Source organism: Nocardioides sp. CCNWLW239 (assembly GCF_037137035.1).
Lineage (GTDB): Bacteria > Actinomycetota > Actinomycetes > Propionibacteriales > Nocardioidaceae > Nocardioides.
In genome coordinates this window covers 25,453-43,792 of record NZ_JBBBNW010000012.1, presented here as the reverse complement: position 1 = coordinate 43,792, position 18,340 = coordinate 25,453, and the positions used below count along the sequence as shown (strand labels likewise).

Annotated in this window: 16 protein-coding genes; 10 read left to right on the top strand and 6 right to left on the bottom strand. The window is 68.6% G+C overall.

Annotation, left to right across the window (positions count from 1 at the left end; translation table 11 throughout):
* Positions 1 to 79: 79 nt before the first annotated feature.
* Complete coding sequence (locus WBG06_RS26175) at positions 80 to 550, top strand: hemerythrin domain-containing protein (RefSeq protein WP_336740710.1); 471 nt, start codon at positions 80 to 82, stop codon at positions 548 to 550.
* 14 nt (positions 551 to 564) lie between these two features.
* On the opposite strand, the gene WBG06_RS26170 is transcribed toward WBG06_RS26175, so the two are convergent.
* The gene (locus tag WBG06_RS26170) at positions 565 to 1,275 is read right to left on the bottom strand and encodes a hypothetical protein (protein WP_336740709.1); all 711 of its coding nucleotides are present in this window, start codon (positions 1,273 to 1,275) and stop codon (positions 565 to 567) included.
* An 83-nt stretch (positions 1,276 to 1,358) separates the two neighbouring features.
* Between WBG06_RS26170 and WBG06_RS26165 the strand changes: the two genes are divergently transcribed.
* Positions 1,359 to 2,570, top strand: a complete 1,212-nt coding sequence (locus WBG06_RS26165) for a winged helix-turn-helix domain-containing protein (RefSeq protein ID WP_336740707.1) — start codon at positions 1,359 to 1,361, stop codon at positions 2,568 to 2,570.
* Between the two features lie 66 nt (positions 2,571 to 2,636).
* On the top strand, positions 2,637 to 5,534 hold the full coding sequence (secA, locus tag WBG06_RS26160) for a preprotein translocase subunit SecA (RefSeq protein ID WP_336740705.1): 2,898 nt from the start codon (positions 2,637 to 2,639) through the stop codon (positions 5,532 to 5,534).
* A gap of 168 nt (positions 5,535 to 5,702) precedes the next feature.
* Here secA and WBG06_RS26155 read toward each other — a convergent pair whose 3' ends face one another.
* From WBG06_RS26155 to WBG06_RS26145, 3 genes are all read right to left on the bottom strand, one after another.
* A complete protein-coding gene (locus tag WBG06_RS26155) occupies positions 5,703 to 6,233 on the bottom strand; it encodes an Rv3235 family protein (protein ID WP_336740702.1) in 531 nt (176 codons plus the stop codon).
* A 106-nt stretch (positions 6,234 to 6,339) separates the two neighbouring features.
* Positions 6,340 to 6,669: a sec-independent translocase gene (locus WBG06_RS26150; protein WP_183544053.1), complete on the bottom strand. Its 330-nt coding sequence runs from the start codon at positions 6,667 to 6,669 to the stop codon at positions 6,340 to 6,342.
* Positions 6,670 to 6,687: 18 nt separating this feature from the next.
* A complete protein-coding gene (locus WBG06_RS26145) occupies positions 6,688 to 7,833 on the bottom strand; it encodes an Mrp/NBP35 family ATP-binding protein (protein ID WP_336740698.1) in 1,146 nt (381 codons plus the stop codon).
* Between the two features lie 196 nt (positions 7,834 to 8,029).
* On the opposite strand from WBG06_RS26145, the gene WBG06_RS26140 reads away from it, so the two are divergent.
* Positions 8,030 to 9,568: a sulfatase-like hydrolase/transferase gene (locus WBG06_RS26140; protein ID WP_336740697.1), complete on the top strand. Its 1,539-nt coding sequence runs from the start codon at positions 8,030 to 8,032 to the stop codon at positions 9,566 to 9,568.
* A gap of 37 nt (positions 9,569 to 9,605) precedes the next feature.
* On the opposite strand, the gene WBG06_RS26135 is transcribed toward WBG06_RS26140, so the two are convergent.
* Together WBG06_RS26135 and WBG06_RS26130 are read right to left on the bottom strand one after the other, a co-directional pair.
* Positions 9,606 to 10,136, bottom strand: coding sequence for a DUF1003 domain-containing protein (locus tag WBG06_RS26135; protein WP_336740696.1), 531 nt, complete (start codon positions 10,134 to 10,136; stop codon positions 9,606 to 9,608).
* The gene (locus WBG06_RS26130; RefSeq protein ID WP_336740694.1) at positions 10,129 to 11,457 is read right to left on the bottom strand and encodes a magnesium transporter MgtE N-terminal domain-containing protein; all 1,329 of its coding nucleotides are present in this window, start codon (positions 11,455 to 11,457) and stop codon (positions 10,129 to 10,131) included. Before WBG06_RS26130 ends, WBG06_RS26135 begins: the two co-directional genes overlap by 8 nt.
* A 476-nt stretch (positions 11,458 to 11,933) precedes the next feature.
* Here WBG06_RS26130 and WBG06_RS26125 point away from each other — a divergent pair, with 476 nt between their 5' ends.
* The 6 genes from WBG06_RS26125 (at position 11,934) to WBG06_RS26100 (ending at position 18,335) form a co-directional block, all read left to right on the top strand.
* Positions 11,934 to 13,286, top strand: a complete 1,353-nt coding sequence (locus tag WBG06_RS26125; protein WP_336740692.1) for an endonuclease/exonuclease/phosphatase family protein — start codon at positions 11,934 to 11,936, stop codon at positions 13,284 to 13,286.
* 136 nt (positions 13,287 to 13,422) lie between these two features.
* Positions 13,423 to 14,616 (top strand): acyl-CoA dehydrogenase family protein, encoded by a 1,194-nt coding sequence (locus WBG06_RS26120; RefSeq protein ID WP_336740690.1) that lies wholly within the window; start codon positions 13,423 to 13,425, stop codon positions 14,614 to 14,616.
* Between the two features lie 232 nt (positions 14,617 to 14,848).
* Positions 14,849 to 15,019 (top strand): DUF5302 domain-containing protein, encoded by a 171-nt coding sequence (locus WBG06_RS26115; RefSeq protein ID WP_336740687.1) that lies wholly within the window; start codon positions 14,849 to 14,851, stop codon positions 15,017 to 15,019.
* Between the two features lie 56 nt (positions 15,020 to 15,075).
* Positions 15,076 to 16,227: a hypothetical protein gene (locus tag WBG06_RS26110; RefSeq protein ID WP_336740685.1), complete on the top strand. Its 1,152-nt coding sequence runs from the start codon at positions 15,076 to 15,078 to the stop codon at positions 16,225 to 16,227.
* 29 nt (positions 16,228 to 16,256) lie between these two features.
* Positions 16,257 to 17,198 (top strand): glycosyltransferase family 2 protein, encoded by a 942-nt coding sequence (locus WBG06_RS26105; protein ID WP_336740683.1) that lies wholly within the window; start codon positions 16,257 to 16,259, stop codon positions 17,196 to 17,198.
* Between the two features lie 54 nt (positions 17,199 to 17,252).
* The gene (locus WBG06_RS26100; protein ID WP_336740681.1) at positions 17,253 to 18,335 is read left to right on the top strand and encodes a MaoC family dehydratase; all 1,083 of its coding nucleotides are present in this window, start codon (positions 17,253 to 17,255) and stop codon (positions 18,333 to 18,335) included.
* Positions 18,336 to 18,340 lie beyond the last annotated feature (5 nt).

Below are 18,340 nucleotides of genomic sequence, written 5' to 3'. Positions count from 1 at the left end.
GGTGGCAGACCGTGTCAGGCATGGAGGCGCCGGACAACGAAGGAGATCGACATGATGGTGTCGTCCCCTTCGCCCTCACGTGACTGAGGGCGAGAAGACCAGGCTGACCGCCTGGGCAGATGAGATGCGGCGGGTCCACGACCGGCTGCGTACGGCACTGCGGGTGACGCAGGAAGCCGTTGCCGCGGGAGATTCAGCCGAGCCCGCGGCTCGTGACCTGCTGCTGTTCTGTCACGGGTTCTGCTCTGCCCTGACAGGACACCACGAGGGCGAGGACCGGGAGCTGTTCCCGGCGATCGGGGCAGCTCACCCCGAGCTGCGCGACACGATCCGGCAGTTGGAGCAGGACCACTCCATGATCGGCCATCTCCTCGGCGGCCTCCAGGCCGCCGTCGACAGGGCAGCCACCCCCGAAGACCTCGGGAAACACCTCGAGGGCATCGCCGCGATCATGGAGTCCCACTTCCGCTTCGAGGAGCGCAAGCTGCTGAGCGTGCTCGAGTCCCTCGAGCTGGACGCGGAGGTGGGAGAGGTCTTCGGTCCGCTGTGAAAGAAGCTTCTCTGTCACCGGCGGAGAGCACCAACCGTCCGGCGGGCGTCGTTCCAGGCGAACCACGCCGTACGTAGGCGGGGGAGCGGTGCCGGGTCACCCCGGCGCCGCGCCCTCAACCGATCGCGAAGCCACGGCGGAGCATCAGCCAGCTCGATGGCTGCCGTCTTGGTGAGGAGTCGACCGTGCTCGGCGGCGTACCGGCCACGGGCCATCGCGGTCAGGCTCAGCTCCGGGATCTCGGGCTCGAGGATCCACCACGCCGGGTGCCGGACCGCGTCTGCCCAGTAGCCGCAGACCTCGGCGCGTGAGGCCCGCCGGATGTCGTCCGCGGTGACCGGCGGGAACGCCGTCCGCACGTCGTCGCCGAACACGGTCAGACCATGGGCGGCCAGCTCCGCGCGGGGGATCGTGGTCAGCGGCCGATGGACCAGTCGACCGTGCGTCCACGTGGGGTGCTGCGCCTCGTGGTCGTCGCGGCGGTCGGTGGCGACGTACGCACAGCCGAGGTCGGCTCCTGCCGCGACGCCGGCATCGAGCTCGCCGTGGATCCTCGTGAGCAGCACGGTGTCGGGCGGCCCGTCGGTGAGCGCGACCAGGTCCAGGTCGCTCACACCGGGGACATGGTCGTGGGTGGCGAGCGAGCCCGCGACGTACAGGCCGCGCACCCACGGCAGCGTCGCGAGACGATCGGCGAGCGCGGCGACAGCTGGGTGGTCGACCATGGCCCCAGGATCTCGCACGTGTGTGGCTGCCGGATACCGGTTCCGGACGGGAGTTGTCCGGAACCGGATCTAGAGTCGGACTCGTGCCCCGCTCTCAGTCACTCAGCCGCTCCCAGGCCCGCCGGATCGCGCTCGCGGCGCAGGGATTCGCCGACAAGCCCCACACCACCCCCACGATGCGTACGTTCCAGCGCACGCTGGAGCGCACCGGAGTCCTCCAGGTCGACAGCGTCAACGTCCTGCAGCGGGCGCACTACATGCCGCTCTACAGCCGGATGGGGGCGTACGACACCGGGCTCCTCCACCGCGCGAGCAGCGGTCACAAGGACCGCAGGATGGTGGAGTACTGGGCGCACGTGCAGGCCTTCATGCCGGTCGAGCTGTGGCCGCACATGCAGTGGCGGATGGACCACTACCGTGCCCAGAAGGGCTCGAAGTGGTGGGGGAGCGTGCCGGAGGGGATGAAGGAGAAGGTGCTGGCGCTGGTGGCCGAGCAGGGGCCGCTCACCGCGCGCCAGGCGGCCACGGCGCTCGACGACGCCGGTCCGCAGACCAAGGACCACTGGGGCTGGAACTGGTCCGACTCCCGCAAGACCCTCGACATCCTCTACATGTTCGGCGAGCTGGCGATCTCCCACCGCAACGACCAGTTCGAGGTCGCCTACGACCTACCGGAGCGGGTCATCCCGCGGGTCTATCTCGACGCGCCGACGCCGACGAAGGAAGACGCCCACCTCGAGCTCGTACGTCGCGCCGCCAGGTCGCACGGGGTCGGCACCGCCAAGGACATCGCCGACTACTTCCGGATGCGCGTGGACGACACGACCCGTGCGCTGAGCCGGCTCATCGAGGCCGGTGAGGTCGAGCCGGTGACGGTCGAGGGCATCCGCAAGCAGGCCTACCTCTTCACCGGGTCCCGCCTCCCGCGTCGCATCGACGCCCGCGCGCTGCTGAGCCCGTTCGACCCGCTGGTCTGGGAGCGGGAGCGCACCGAGGCGCTCTTCGACTTCTTCTACCGGATCGAGATCTACACCCCGGCCCCGAAGCGGATCCACGGCTACTACGTGCTCCCGTTCCTCCTCGGTGAGCACATCGTCGGCCGGGTTGACCTGAAGGCCGACCGCCGGAATGGAAACCTGCAGGTCAAGGGTGCCTTTGCGGAGCCGGGTGCTCCGCTCGAGACGGCGGTCGAGCTGGCCGCTGAGCTCGAGCGGCTCGCCGGCTGGCTGGGCCTGAGCGCCATCGAGGTCGAGCCCAAGGGCGACCTGGCGCCGCTGCTGGTGCCGTTGGTGTGAGCGGGTGACCGGGAGGTGGGTAGAGTGAGCGTGCTATCCGTCTGCCGCTAGTAGGAGCCCGCCACCGTGGCAATTCTCGACAAGATCCTTCGCCTCGGCGAAGGCAAGATCCTTCGCGAGCTCGAGGCCATCTCGAAGGCCGTCAACGCGATCGAGGACGAGTTCGTCGCGATGAGTGACGACGAGCTGCGCGGGATGACCGACGAGTTCAAGCAACGCCTGGAGAACGGCGAAGACCTCGACGACATCATGGCCGAGGCGTTCGCCACCGTCCGTGAGGTCACCAAGCGCGTCCTGGGCCAGCGTCACTACGACGTGCAGATCCAGGGCGGCGCGGCGCTCCACCTCGGCAACATCGCCGAGATGAAGACCGGTGAGGGCAAGACCCAGACCGCGGTGCTCCCGGCCTACCTCAACGCGCTGGCCGGCAAGGGCGTCCACGTGGTCACGGTCAACGACTACCTGGCCAAGTTCCAGGCCGAGATGATGGGCCGCATCTACGGCTTCCTCGGCCTCTCCGTCGGCGTGATCCTGCCGCAGATGACCCCGGCTCAGCGCCGCGAGGCCTACAACTGCGACATCACCTACGGCACCAACAACGAGCTCGGCTTCGACTACCTGCGCGACAACATGGCCTCCTCCATGGCCGACCTGGTCCAGCGCGGTCACTTCTTCGCGATCGTCGACGAGGTCGACTCGATCCTGATCGACGAGGCCCGCACGCCGCTGATCATCTCGGGCCCGACCGAGGACGACGTGAAGTGGTACGACGAGTTCGCCACCATCGCCAAGTCGCTGACGAAGGACGTCGACTACGAGGTCGACGAGAAGAAGCGCACCATCGCGGTGCTCGAGCGCGGCATCACCCGCGTCGAGGACCACCTCGGCATCGAGAACCTCTACGAGGCGGTCAACACGCCGCTGATCTCGTTCATGAACAACTCGATCAAGGCCAAGGAGCTCTTCCGCCGCGACAAGGAATACGTCGTCGCCAACGACGAGGTCCTGATCGTCGACGAGCACACCGGCCGCATGCTCGCCGGTCGCCGTTACAACGACGGTCTGCACCAGGCGATCGAGGCCAAGGAGGGTGTCAAGGTCCGCGAGGAATACCAGACCCTCGCCAGCATCACCCTCCAGAACTACTTCCGCCTCTACGAGAAGCTGTCCGGCATGACCGGTACGGCGATGACCGAGGAGTCGGAGTTCGACAAGATCTACAAGCTCGGCGTGGTCCCGATCCCGACCAACAAGCCGATGATCCGCAAGGACCAGCCCGACCTCGTCTACCGCACCGAGGTGGCCAAGTACGACGCCGTCGCCGACGACATCGTCGAGCGCCACAAGAAGGGCCAGCCGGTGCTGGTCGGCACCGTCTCGGTGGAGAAGTCCGAATACCTCGGCAACATCCTCAAGAAGCGCGGCGTCCCGCACACCGTCCTCAACGCGAAATACCACGCGGACGAGGCCAAGATCGTCGCGCTGGCCGGTCACAAGGGCGCGGTCACGGTCGCCACCAACATGGCCGGCCGAGGCACCGACATCATGCTCGGTGGTTCTGTCGACTTCCTGGCTGACCAAGAGCTCCGCAAGCAGGGCCTGGAGCCCACGGGCGAGACCGCCGAGGCCTACGAGCAGGCCTGGGCGGCCACCGTCGAGCGGATCAAGGAGCAGGTCAAGGCCGAGCACGAGGAGGTCACCAAGCTGGGTGGTCTCTACGTCCTCGGCACCGAGCGCCACGAGTCCCGACGCATCGACAACCAGCTGCGTGGTCGTTCCGGCCGTCAGGGAGACCCGGGCGAGTCCCGCTTCTACCTGTCGCTGGAGGACGACCTGATGCGCCTGTTCAAGGGCGAGTGGGTCGACCGCATCCTGACCACCCTGAAGATCCCGGACGACGTGCCGATCGAGGCCAAGTCGGTGACCAAGTCGATCGCCAACGCGCAGACCCAGGTCGAGGGCCAGAACTTCGAGTCCCGCAAGAACGTCCTCAAGTACGACGACGTCATGGACCGCCAGCGCAAGGTGATCTACGCCGAGCGTCGCGAGGTCCTCGAGGGCGCCGACCTCGAGGAGCAGATCCGCGGCTTCATCGACGACGTCGTCACCGGCGTCGTCACCGGAGCGACCCAGGACTACGCCGAGGAGTGGGACCTCGACCAGCTGTGGACCGATCTCAAGCAGATCTGGCCGGTCTCGGTCGAGCCGCAGAAGCTGATCGCGGACGCCGGCGGCAGCAAGGCCGACATCGACCGCGACGACCTGATCGAGATCCTCAAGCAGGACGCCCAGGACGCCTACGACCGCCGCGAGGACGAGATCGGCGCCGAGGGCATGCGCGAGGTCGAGCGCCAGGTGGTGCTCTCGGTGCTGGACCGCAAGTGGCGCGAGCACCTCTACGAGATGGACTACCTGCGCGAGGGCATCGGGCTGCGGGCCTACTCCCAGCGCGACCCGCTGGTGGAATACCAGCGCGAGGGCTTCGACATGTTCACCGCGATGATGGACGGCATCAAGGAAGCCGCGGTCGGCTACCTGTTCAACCTGGAGGTCCAGGTCGAGCAGGCCGAGCCCGAGTTCCACTATCACCCCGACGGCACCCGTCACGCCGGTCCGATGCACGAGGGCGCTCTCGCCGAGCCGCCGGTGGGTGTCGGTCAGGTCGGTGGCCTCGAGGACATCTCCGCCGCGCTGAAGGCCGAGGCGGCCAAGGCTTCTGCCAGCGCCCCGCAGGTCACCGCGAAGGGTCTGCAGCGCCCGGCCACTCCTAAGCACCTGGCCTTCTCCGGCCCGGACGAGCAGGGTCAGGCCGAGGCGCAGAACGCCACCGCCAGCAACGCCGACGACCCCTACGCCAAGGTCGGCCGTAACGAGCAGTGCCCGTGCGGCTCCGGCAAGAAGTTCAAGCAGTGCCACGGCCGCCCCGGCGGCCCGACCGGCCTCACCACCCGCGTCAACGGCTGAGACCGGCCACCGCCCAGATCCACCGATCTCCGCCTGCTGCGCGCCACCATACGGGCGCGCTGGCGGCGTTGCCGCAGCTCAACAGGCGCCGGCATGTCCTCGCTGCGGCGCCTTGCCATCACACCCGTCTGGCGACGCTCGCGACGGCGGCCATCGGCGGATCTGGGCTCAGTCGTAGCCTCCGAAGTTGAGCACCGTGCAGATCCAGCTCTCACCGGCGCGCTCGAACCGGACCGCGAGTGCTCGCAGGCCTGCGCCGAAGCGGATCGTGACGGTGGCCTCGACGATGTCGTCGGAGACCTCGTAGACGTGGCAGCGGTGGACGCGCGGGCGGACGGGCTGGTTGCGGCCCGAGCCCGGGTCGTACGCTCCTGAGCGAGCCGTGAGGCTGGCGCGGTAGCGCAGGTCGGCGTAGATGTCCTTGGTCGTCCAGCGGACCAGCTGGCTCGCCGGACGGTCGCCTCCGACGACCTCCGCGACCTTCTGGGCGAACTGGGGGATCCACGCGTTCAGGTGGCCACGGGCGGGGACGATCGGGGTCGGCTCGTCCGCCGGCTCACCGCCCTCGGGTCGTGGTGGGTCCAGGCGCGGCTGGAGGTCGAAGCCGAGCATCTCCTGGACGTCGGCGAGAGGTACGTCGCTCGGAGATCGGGACGGTCCCGACTCCTCCTGTGGTTCCCGAGACGGTAGAGCGCTCATGCGAGCACGCTCCTTTCTTGAGCGGTCACACCCCTCATACCCGAATTGTTTGGTTCTAAACCAACGGGTAACAGAATGGTGCCGCTGTGATGAAAGAAAGGAGCTGCTAGGTCGCCTGGTCGTCGTAGGGCGGCTTCTCGCCCGCCAGCAGAGGCTTCGGTGCCTTGGCGACGGCCTCTTCCTGCTCGATCTCGGCGAGGGCTTCCTGGATCTGCTTGCTGACGATCCGACGAGGATCGAGGTCACGCAGCTCGAGATCCTGGTAGGCGGGCCCGAGCTCTCCGCGCAGGTCGTCGCGCGCGTTGTTGGCCAGGTTGCGCACCTGGTGGAGGAGGCGGGCGATCTGCCGTGCCATGTCGGGGATCTTGTCCGGCCCGAAGACCAGGATGGCGATCACGACGATGACGGCGAGCTCCGCGAAGCCGATGCCGAACACGGGCCAGAACCTACAGGGTCAGAGCTTGGATGTGGGAGTGAGGCCCAGCTGCATGCCCGCGAGGCCACGTCCGCGGCCCGAGATCGTACGTGCCACCTCGGCCAGCACCTTGGCTGACTCCGCCGTCGGGTCGGACTCGACGATCGGCTTCCCGGCGTCGCCCGCCTCGCGCAGCGTCTGCTCCAGCGGCACCTGGGCGAGCAGCGGAACCTTCGAACCGAAGCGCTGGGAGAGGGTGTCCGCGACCCGCTGGCCGCCGCCGGATCCGAAGACCTCCATCGTGGAGCCGTCGGGCAGGACGAGCCACGACATGTTCTCCACGACACCGACGACGCGCTGATGCATCATCTCGGCCATCGTGCCGGCACGCTCGGCCACCTCGGCGGCGGCCTCCTGCGGCGTGGTGACCACGACGATCTCGGCGTTGGGCAGGTGCTGGCCGAGCGAGATCGCCACGTCGCCGGTGCCCGGGGGCAGGTCGAGCAGCAGCGCGTCCAGGTCGCCCCAGTAGACGTCGGAGAGCATCTGGACCAGGGCCCGGTCGAGCATCGGTCCGCGCCAGGCGACGACCTGGTCGCGGCGCGGCTTGAGCATCCCGATCGAGATCACGCTCACGCCGGAGGCGGTGGGCACCGGCATGATCAGGTCGTCGACCTGGGTCGGCCGGGAGTCGGCCACGCCGAGCATCGCGGGCACGGAGTGGCCGTAGATGTCGGCGTCGACGATGCCGACCTTGAGGCCCTGCTTGGCCATCGCGACGGCCAGGTTGACGGTGACGGACGACTTGCCGACACCACCCTTGCCGGACGCGATCGCGAAGACCTTGGTCAGTGAGCCCGGCTGGGCGAACGGGATCTCCCGCTGCGCCTGGCCGCCGGTGAGCCCGTTGCGCATCTCGGTGCGCTGCTCGTTGGTCATCACGCCCAGCTCGAGGTCGACGCCGGTGACGCCGTCGACCTTCTCCAGCGCTGCGGTGGTGTCGCGGTTGATGGTGTCCTTGAGCGGGCAGCCGGCCACGGTCAGCAGCACCTTGACGCTGACGACGCCTGCGTCGTCGATCGAGACGGAGTCGACCATCCCCAGCTCGGTGATGGGACGTTTGATCTCTGGGTCCTGCACGGTCGCCAGAGCTGCGTTGACACGGTCGAGAAGCGGGCTACTCACGGTATGCAAGCCTACGTCCTGCCTGGGGACTCTCCAGCATCGCCCGGCGAGCGGACACGCACTACCCGGTGAATGCCTCAGGGGGTCTATTGCTGCGGTGTCGACCGAACCTCTAGATTTCGTCCTGCTCGCTCGGATGCGGGCACGGTGCCACTGCCTGGACATGGAACCGCGGGGACGAGCTGACAGGTGGGGCATGCGGGTAGCGAGGCGCGTACGGCTCTCGATCGCGACGGTAGCGGTCGCGAGCACGGTCGCGGGGCTGTGCGGACCGACGTCGACGGCGGAGGCCGCGGCCCTTCCGGGACGGTTGGAGTCGGGACGGCCCAACGTGCTGATGATCAACGTCGACGACCTGGCCGCCACCGACGTCAGATACATGCCGAACGTGAAGCGGCTGCTGGCGCAGCAGGGGACCACGTTCACCGACGCGGTGGCGCCGACGCCGCTGTGCGTGCCGGCGCGGGCGAGCCTGCTGACCGGGAAGTACGCCCACAACCACCGCAACTGGTCGATCTCCGGCGCCCACGGTGGCTACCAGGGCTTCACGGGGCGTCGGAACACGCTTCCGGTCTGGATGGACAAGGCCGGCTACCGGACGATGTTCCTCGGCAAATACCTCAACAACTACGGCAAGGGCTCGGAGCGCTACTCCCGCGGTGAGCCGGGGTGGGACGACTGGCAGGCGACGATCGACATGTCGACCTACAACCTGATGAGCCCGAAGTTCAACACCAACGGCACCATCCAGTCGCCGGGGCTCTACAGCTCGGTCGCGCTGAAGAACCGCTCGATCAAGATGATCAAGAGGGCCGGCACCAACGTCGGCGGCAAGAAGCCGTGGTTCCTGTGGGTCAACTACGTGGCTCCGCACGCCGGCGGCCCGGTCGAGGCCAGTGACCCGAAGCGACGCTACCCCGGGCGGCCGTCGCTGTGGCTGGAGAACACCAGGCCGATGCCCGCGGACAAGGGCCGCTTCCGCCACCTCGAGCTGCCCAAGACGCCCGACATGTTCTACGCCGGGCCGGGCCAGGTCACTGCCGGGAAGCCCTACACGGCCGCCCAGAAGCGGGTGATGCGCTACGTCTACCAGCAGCGGATCGAGGCGGCCCAGTCGGTGGACCGCGCCGTGGCCGGCACGATCGCCCACCTCAAGAGCAGCGGTCAGTACCGGCGTACCGTCATCATCTTCTCCGGCGACAACGGCTACACCGTCGGTCACCACAACCGCCAGGGCAAGCTGTGGGAGTCCTCGCAGGCCTCGCGGATCCCGCTGATCATGGTGGGTCCCGGGATCCCCAAGAACGTCAAGGTCGGCTCCGCGGTCGGCAACCCGGACATCGCCACCACGGTCGCCGCGCTCGGGCGCGCTACGCCGGGGCGGGCCCAGGACGGGGTCGACATCACCCGCGTGCTCGCGGCCAGTGTGAAGGCGGGCAAGACGCTCTACCGGCCGATCCCGGTCGCGGCCTGGCCGACCAACGGTGGCGCGACCAGCAAGTACCGTGGCATCCGTTACGGCCGCTACACCTACATCACCGTCACCGCCAGCGGGACGCCCGTCCTCTACGACCGCTCCGTCGATCCCTACGAGACCCGCAACCTGGCTCGCGACCCGAGGTACACCAAGGTGGTCGCCCAGCTGAGGACGATCGAGGCGAAGTACCGGTCCTGCTCGGGGAGCACCTGCCCCAAGACGTACGCAGCCACCCTGGCCACGCCGAGCGTCGGATAGCCCTGCTCGGGCTGCGGGAGCGGTCGTCCGAGACCCGTCAGTCCTCGGTGGGGCCGGGCTCGGAGCGCTCCGCGGTCCGGCGGTCCCGCTCGTCGAGCTCCTCGAGGAGCAGACGGAGCTCGGAGCGGAGGTAGTCGCGGGTGGCGACCTCACCGAGGGCCATCCGCAGCGAGGCGGTCTCGCGGGCCAGGAACTCCATGTCGGCCTTCGACTGGGTCGCGATGCGGCGGTCCTGCTCGGCGATCGCGCGGTCGCGGTCCTCCTGGCGGTTCTGCGCGAGCAGGATCAGCGGGGCGGCGTACGAGGCCTGCAGGCTCAGCGCGAGGGTGAGGAAGATGAACGGGAAGTTGTCGAAGCGCCACTCGCGCGGTGCGAGGGTGTTCCAGGCGACCCAGATCAGCACGATGATCGTCATCCACGCGATAAACCGGGCGGTGCCCATGTAGCGGGCGAAGGCCTCCGCGAAGGAGCCGAACGCGTCGGCGCGGAAGGTGGGCCGCTTGACGAGCGGCCGGCGCAGCTCGCGCGGGGTGTCGAGGCGGCCGCGGGCGGCGCGTGCGTCAGCCACGGCGCACCATCTCCGGGGTGATGACCTTGTTCGGACGGGTGTCGGGCCGGGTGTCGGGGCGCGGCTCGGTGGCCGACTCCTGGCGGGCGAGGTTCTCGCGCCAGTTCTCCGGCAGCAGGTGGTCGAGCAGGTCGTCCACGGTCACCGCGCCGGCCAGGTGGCCGTTCTCGTCGACCACCGGGGCGGCGACCAGGTTGTACGTCGCCAGGTGGGCCGCAACCTGCTCGGTGCTGTCCTCGGGACGCAGCGGCTCCAGCGACTCGTCGAGCGCACCCGCGACCAGTGTCGACGGTGGCTCGCGGAGCAGCCGTTGGATGTGGGCGATGCCGAGGAACTTCCCGGTCGGGGTCTCCAGCGGGGGACGGCAGACGTAGACGACGGACGCCTCGGCCGGGGTGAGGTCGGGATTGCGGACGAGCGCGAGGGCGTCGGCGATGGTCGCGTCGGGGCCCACGATGACCGGCTCCGGGGTCATCATCGAGCCGGCGGTGTCCTCCTCGTAGGACATCAGCCGGAGGACGTCCTTGGCGTCCTCGGGCTGCATCAGCTCGAGCAGCAGGGTGGCGGTCTCCTCGGGCAGCTCGGCGATGAGGTCGGCGGCGTCGTCGGGCGACATCTCCTCGAGCACGTCGGCGGCACGCTCGGAGTCCAGGGCCCGCACGATGGCGACCTGGTCGTCCTCGGGCAGCTCCTCGAGCACCTCGGCGAGACGCTCGTCGTCCAGGGCGGCGACGACCTGGCGCTGCCGCTCGGGAGGGAGCTCGTGGATCATCGTCGCGGCGTCGGCCGGACGCATCTCGTGGATCGCCTGGACCAGGTGGGTCGCGGCCTGGGTGGGGGAGCGGCGGGAGAGTCCCTCGACGTCGTCCCACTCGACCACGTGCGTCTGTCCGCGCCGGCGCAACCCCTTGGAGGGCTCCTGCACAGCGACCCGGGAGAGCAGCCAGTCGCGGTTGCGCGCCTGTTCCATGCCGACGTCGTAGACCGTCCCGGTCACACCGCTGGTGCGGATCGTGACCTGCCGGTCGAACATCTGGCTGATCACCAGGGTCTCGGTCGACCGCTGCTGGAAACGGCGCATGTTGAGCAGGCCGGTCGTGTAGATCTGCCCGGAGTCGATGCTGGTCACCCGGGTCATCGGCACGAAGATGCGCCTGCGCCCGAAGACCTCGACGACCAGACCGAGCACGCGCGGCTGCCGGGCGTCGGACCTGACCGTGACCACCAGATCTCGCACCTTGCCGACCTGCTCACCGAGCGGGTCGAAGATCGGAAGGCCGACCAGGCGTGCCGCGTAGACGCGGTTGGGCGAGGAACTCACGCCGCCACCTCCGTAGCGCACGCGCCAGTGTACGGAGGCGCCGGCGTGATGGCTCCTTGGTTCGCTCGCTGACGCTCGCTCACGCCGCCACCTCCGTAGCGCACGCGCCAGAGTACGGAGGCGTCGGCGTGATGGCTCCTTGGTTCACTCGCTGACGCTCGCTCACGCCGCCACCTCCGTAGCGCACGCGCCAGAGTACGGAGGCGCCGGCGTGATGGCTCCTTGATTCACTCGCTGACGCTCGCTCACGGACCCACGTTATGACATCACCCCCAGCGGTCGGCTTCGGCGCTCACGCGCTGGCGCTGACCGTGGATTCGATGACCTATCCGAACTCGCGCCGGAGCGGGTCCGGCGATCTGGCTGGGGCCTGTGTTACAAAAGTTTCCAATGCGACCAGTGTGACCGGTCGTCACCGCAGGAGAGGGGCCGGACGGATGCGTACACAACCTGGAGTCAGGACTCATCGCGGCCGGATGACGAGGGCTCTGCTCTCCGCGGGTCTTGTCGTGGGCCTCTTCGGCGGCGCGCTCGTCGCCGTGCGTGACTCGGCCGCCCCGGCGGACCTGCAGACCGTCGCTTCCTCCTCGCCGCGCTATCGGATGGTCCAGGCCAACCTCAGGGCGAGCATGGGCACGGCGCGGTTCAAGAGGGACGTACGCGAGGTCATGCGGACCGCGCCGGACTTCGTCACCTACAACGAGGTGAACGGTCGCCGCGCCGCGGATCTCGAGCCGGGGCGCTACCGGGTGTGGCGCAAGGGCGGCGACCCGTACACGTCGGCGACCGCGGTGGCCTGGGACAACGACAGGTGGGCCGCGACCTCGAAGGGCATCCATCGGATCAGCAACAAGCGCGGCAAGCCTGCCGGTCAGCGGCTGCACTGGGGGATCCGGTACGCCAGCTGGGTCACCCTCGAGAACCGGGCGACCGGTCGCAACGTCTCGGTGGTCGCGGTGCACTTCGCGCCGAAGTCCAGATACTACGGAGATCTGGTCCGTCCCTCCGCCCGCGCGCTGAACGTGCTCGTCAAGGCGCTGGCCGGGCGCGGACCGGTGATGGTCGGCGGCGACCTGAATGTGCAGTACGACGGCTCGCGCTTCCCGCGCGACATCTTCGCGGCCAAGCATCTCGTCCCGGTTTACGACGTCACCCAGCAGGCACCGGTCACGCACGGCCGAGCCTCGACCATCGACTATGTGCTGGCTCGCGGGATCGCGCGGTTCGCGACCGGCAACCAGCAGGCCTTCGACCTCGAGTCGGACCATCACGCGGTCCGGGTGGACTTCTCGCCGCTGCCGGTCACCTCGACGGGGAGCTCGACCCGGGTCAGGTTCGGGCCGGGGGTCGTCGTCACCGACCCGGGACTGAGCGCGGCCGAGGAGCAGAGCGTGCTGCGTACGGTGCTGAAGTCGGTCAACAGCACCAGGCGTGGCCAGGTCGTCCACCTGGCCACGCGGACGCTGACCAACGATCGGGTGGTCCGGGCGCTGAAGCGAGCGAAGTCCCGTGGGGCGAGCGTTCAGGTGGTCACCGCGGAGCGGAGCGCCACCGCCGAGATGCGCTCGCTGCAGCGCATCCTGGGCAAGGACGTGCACCAGAGCAGCTGGGCCGTGGCGCGCCCGCGCGGCTACGACCGCGCCGACCTGCGGGCGACCGTGCTGCTGATCAGCCGGACCGGCGCCACCCCGGCGTTCGCGTTCAGCTCCAGCACGCAGATGTCCGCCGCGGCCGGAACCGGGAAGCGGTCGGGCTATGTGAGCGTCAGCAAGGCGTCGTACGACAAGCTCTTCAAGCCGTTCTTCTCGGCTGTCGGACGCCGGGTCTGAGCGTCGTAGGATCGCGGTGTGGCGGGTGTCACCTGTCCCTGGTGGTTACTGATTGGTAACCTGCCGCAGTGACGTCAGCGTGGTCTCGACGGGTCTGAATCGTTGTGGCCCCGACCACCGATATGAGGAGTAGAGCATGGGTCGCCTTGCCGAGACCGAGGGTCTCACCGACATCCAGGAAGAGATCCTGAAGACCGTCCGCCAGTTCGTGGACGAGAAGGTCATCCCGGTGGCCCAGGAGCTGGAGCACGCCGATGAGTATCCGACCGAGATCGTGGAGGGTCTCAAGGAGCTCGGCATCTTCGGCCTGATGATCCCGGAGGAATACGGCGGCCTGGGCGAGTCCCTGCTGACGTACGCGCTGTGCGTCGAGGAGATCGCGCGCGGCTGGATGTCGGTCTCCGGCGTCATCAACACCCACTTCATCGTGGCCTACATGCTGATGCAGCACGGCACCGAGGAGCAGAAGCAGAAGTACCTGCCGAAGATGGCGACCGGCGAGGTGCGCGGCGCGTTCTCGATGTCCGAGCCGGGCCTCGGCTCCGACGTGAGCGCGGTGTCGACCAAGGCGACCAAGCAGGCCGACGGGTCCTACGAGATCACCGGCCAGAAGATGTGGCTGACCAACGGTGGCTCCTCCACGCTCGTCGCGGTGCTGACCAAGACCGACGAGGGCGCCGACTCGGTCTACAAGAACATGACCACCTTCCTGGTGGAGAAGACCCCGGGCTTCGGCGAGACCGCCCAGGGCGTGACCGTGCCCGGCAAGATCGACAAGATGGGCTACAAGGGCATCGACACGACCGAGATGATCTTCGAGGGTCACAAGATCTCGGCCGACCAGATCCTCGGTGGCGTCCCCGGCAAGGGCTTCTTCCAGATGATGGACGGCGTCGAGGTCGGCCGCGTCAACGTCGCCGCCCGCGCCTGCGGTCTGGCGATCCGCGGCTTCGAGCTCGGCATCGCCTACTCCCAGCAGCGCCAGACCTTCGGCAAGAAGATCGCCGAGCACCAGGCGATCCTGTTCCGTCTCGCGGAGATGGGCACCAAGGTCGAGGTCTCCCACAACATGATGGTCCGTGCCGCGCGCCTGAAGGACACCGGCAAGCGGATGGACGTCGAGGCCGGCATGGCCAAGATGGTCGCCTCCGAATACGCCAACGAGGTCGTCGAGGACTCCTTCCGGATCCACGGCGGCTACGGCTACTCCAAGGAGTACGAGATCGAGCGCCTCATGCGCGAGGTCAAGTTCATGCTCATCGGCGAGGGCACCAGCGACATCCAGAAGATGATCATCGGGCGTTCGCTGCTCAAGGACTACAAGGCCTGAGCCTGTGACCCTGCGAGGAACGAGCAGGGTCACAACGCGAAGGGATCGAGCGAGCGCGCGGCTGAGCTTGCGAAGCCGCGACTGCGGGTCGAGATCGACGCAAGAGAACTACGGTCGCCCGATCGGCCCGTCATCACGGCCCTGTCGAAACCGATGGTTTCGGCAGGGCCGTTGCCGTAGGTTGGGCGTTGCCCGACCCACCGATTCAAGCAACGCCGATGTAGGGGGAGCGATGACCAACGACGATCTCAAAGCCAAGATGCGCGAGGCTCTGGAGAAGAAGAACAACCAGGAGCACGCACACGCGGAGAGCGCCGGGGCCAAGGAGAAGGCGCACGGGTCCGAAGTCGTCGGCGGCGCACCGAAGATGCACCGCCGCAAGGCGGGTGGCGGCGGGTCCTGACGCTACGATGCCCCCGCGGGGGTATCAGTTCGGTCAGGTCGAGAGGTAACGAGAAGTTGGCGCGCCGCGTAGTGCTCCATGTCGGGGCGATGAAGTCGGGGACGACGTATCTGCAGGGTGCCTTGTACAAGAACAAGGCTCTCCTCGCCGAGCGTGGGTTCCTGGTCCCCGGCGCGCGCTGGCGTCACCAGATCGAGGCCGTTCTCGACGTGAAGGGCCACCGCAAGCACCCGCAGGGTGACTCCGTCGCCGGCGCCTGGGACCGCCTCGTCGCCGAGGTGGACGAGTGGGACGGCACAGCGCTGATCTCCGTCGAGCTGCTCGCTCCGGTCGGTCCGGAGACCGTCGAGCGGGTCGCGACGAGCTTTGCGGGCGTGACCCCCGAGATCGTGCTCTCGCTGCGCGACATCAACCGGCAGATCCCGTCGATGTGGCAGGAGCTGGTCCAGAACGGCATGGACTGGACCTGGGCCGAGTTCCTCACTGCGGTCAACAAGAGCCGCCCCGGATCTCCCGAGCGCCGCCACTCCAAGCCCGGCAGACGGTTCTGGGCCGAGCAGGACATGGTCGCGATCGCCCGACGCTGGGCGCAGGCCGGTCCTCTGCACCTGGTCACGGTGCCGCCCCCGGGCAGCCCGGCGACGCTGCTGCTGGAGCGCTTCGGCGCGGCGATGGGCTTCGACCCCGACGGGTTGGCGAGCCCGCCGCCGAAGAACACCTCCCTCGGCACCGCGACGGTCGAGGTGCTGCGCGGGCTCAACGCCGAGCTCACCGCGCGCGGCCTGGCCTATCCGGCCGCGATGGCGCTGCGCAAGCACACCCTCGGCAAGCGCCTGATGCCCGCGTTGAAGGTCGACGACCCCCGCATCGGGCTCGCGGCGCCACGCTGGACACACTCGTTCACCCGCGCTCAGGCATCCGAGCTGCGTGGGCTGGAGTCGACGATCCACGGCGATCTCGACGACCTCGCGCCGGTGGACGTCCGCGGGATCGACCCGCGCAAGATCACCGACAAGCAGGTCCGAGACGCCGCCGTGGCTTCCTATGCTGCGCTGCGTACGGATCTCAACAAGAAGCTCGCCGACCCGACCATCCCTGGTGAGACCATCGACCCGGGGGAGGGCCGCAAGGCTCCGGCGCGCGCCGTCTCCGCCCTGGCCGACCTCGTCGAGTGGTCCGTTCGGCGAGAGGAGCTGGTCCGCACGTAGGGCCTCAACAACACCTAACGGGGAATTCATTGACAAGCAGCTGGAGCCTGCGCCGACGGCGCAGTCTCGCCGATGAGGCACGCGCAACCACGACTGCGCCGCCTCGGATCGCGGTGCTCACGATCGCCCGCGACGAGGGCGAGATGCTCGCCCGCTGGGTCGCCCACTACGGTCGGGCCGCCGGTCACGAGAACCTGATCGTCTTCGACGACGGCTCGACCGACGGGTCCACCGACGACCTGCCCTGCACCGTCCAGCGACTGCCGGGCTTCCGGAAGGGCAACTTCGAGGCCGGCCGGATGAGCCTGGCCAGCGGCGTGGCGCAGGGCCTCCTGGGCATCTACGACGTGGTCATCTTCACCGACGTCGACGAGTTCCTGGTCCCGGACCCGGCGCGGTACGCCGACCTGTCGGACTATCTGGCCAGCCGGCCCGAGCGGGTGATCGCGCCGTTCGCCCTCAACGTGGTCCACCACACCACGATCGAGGGCCCGTTGGTCAGCGGCAAGCCGATCGTCGGACAACGGGCGTACGCCCAGTTCGCACCGTTGATGTGCAAGCCGTCGATCAAGCGGGTGTCGGCCGCCTGGACGAACGCCTCCCACGGGATCAAGGCGCCCTACGTCCCCGACCCCGGGCTGTTCATGGTCCACATGAAGTTCGCCGACCTGGACCTGCTGCGGCGGCAGGCCGACCGTCGCAACCAGCTCGCCATGTCGGTGGGCCGCGGCAAGGGCAGCTCCTGGGGGCGCTCCGGCGACGATCTCGCCGGCCTGCTGACCGCGACGACCGCAGCGGCGGCCGCATCGACGGGTGGCGACGTCCCGGAGTTCGACCCGACCTCGGTCCTGCCGGCCAGGTTGGTGCGTGAGGAGGACGGTGTCCACCGCGCCGTCGGCCCGGGCCACATCGACAACCTCCGCAACCAGCCGCTGCTACGCATCCCGGAACGCCTCCACGGGATCGTCTGAACTAGGTTACCGTCCGGTAATCAACTCACCGCACTCACCGACGAGAGGCCGCAGATGAGCAAGACGAACCCCGGCAACTTCTTCGAGGACTTCCAGGTCGGCCAGGTCATCGAGCACGCGACACCGCGCACGGTCACCGAGGGCGACCGGGCGGCGTACGGCTCGCTCTACCCGACGCGCTTCGCGATCCCCTCCTCGGCGGAGTTCGCCGCGTCGGTGGGGTTGAAGGTCTCCGCGCTGCGCGGACCGGTCGTCGTCGAGGAGCACCCGGTCGAGGAGCTGATCGCGTTCCACATCGCGTTCGGGAAGACCGTCCCGGACATCTCGCTCAACGCGGTGGCCAACCTGGGCTATGCCGAGTGCCGCTTCCACCAGCCGGTCGTGCCGGGCGACACGCTCTCGACGACCTCCGAGGTCATCGGCCTCAAGCAGAACTCCAACGGAAAGTCGGGGGTCGTCTACGTGCGCTCCACCGCCACCAACCAGCGTGGCGAGGTCGCCATCGACTGGGCGCGCTGGGTGATGGTGCACAAGCGGGACCAGACGGCTGAGGCTCCCGAGACCGTGATCCCGGAGCTGGATGCGGTGGTGGACCCGAAGAACCTGATCGTGCCGAAGGGGCTCGACTTCTCCTCCTACGACTTCACCGCCGCCGGTGAGCCGCACCGGCTGGCCGACTACGAGGTCGGCGAGAAGATCGACCACGTCGACGGGGTCACCCTCACCGAGTCCGAGCACCAGCAGGCCACCCGGCTGTGGCAGAACACCGCGAAGGTGCACTTCAACGCCGAGGCGCGACCCGACGGGCGCAACCTGGTCTACGGCGGCCACATCATCTCCCTCGCCCGGGCGCTGTCGTTCAACGGGCTCGCGAACGCTCAGCTCGTCGCCGCGATCAACGCCGGTGCGCACACGTCGCCCGCCTTCGCGGGCGACACCGTCTACGCCTGGTCGGAGGTGCTCGACCGGGCCGAGCTCGAACCCGGGAAGAACGGCGCCCCCGGCATCGGAGCGCTCCGGCTGCGCCTGGTCGCCACCAAGGGCCGTGACGAGTCGATGACCCTGCGGGGCGAGGACGGCAAGTACGCCCCCGGGGTGCTGCTCGACCTCGACTACTGGTCCCTCATCCCTGCGTAAGGAGC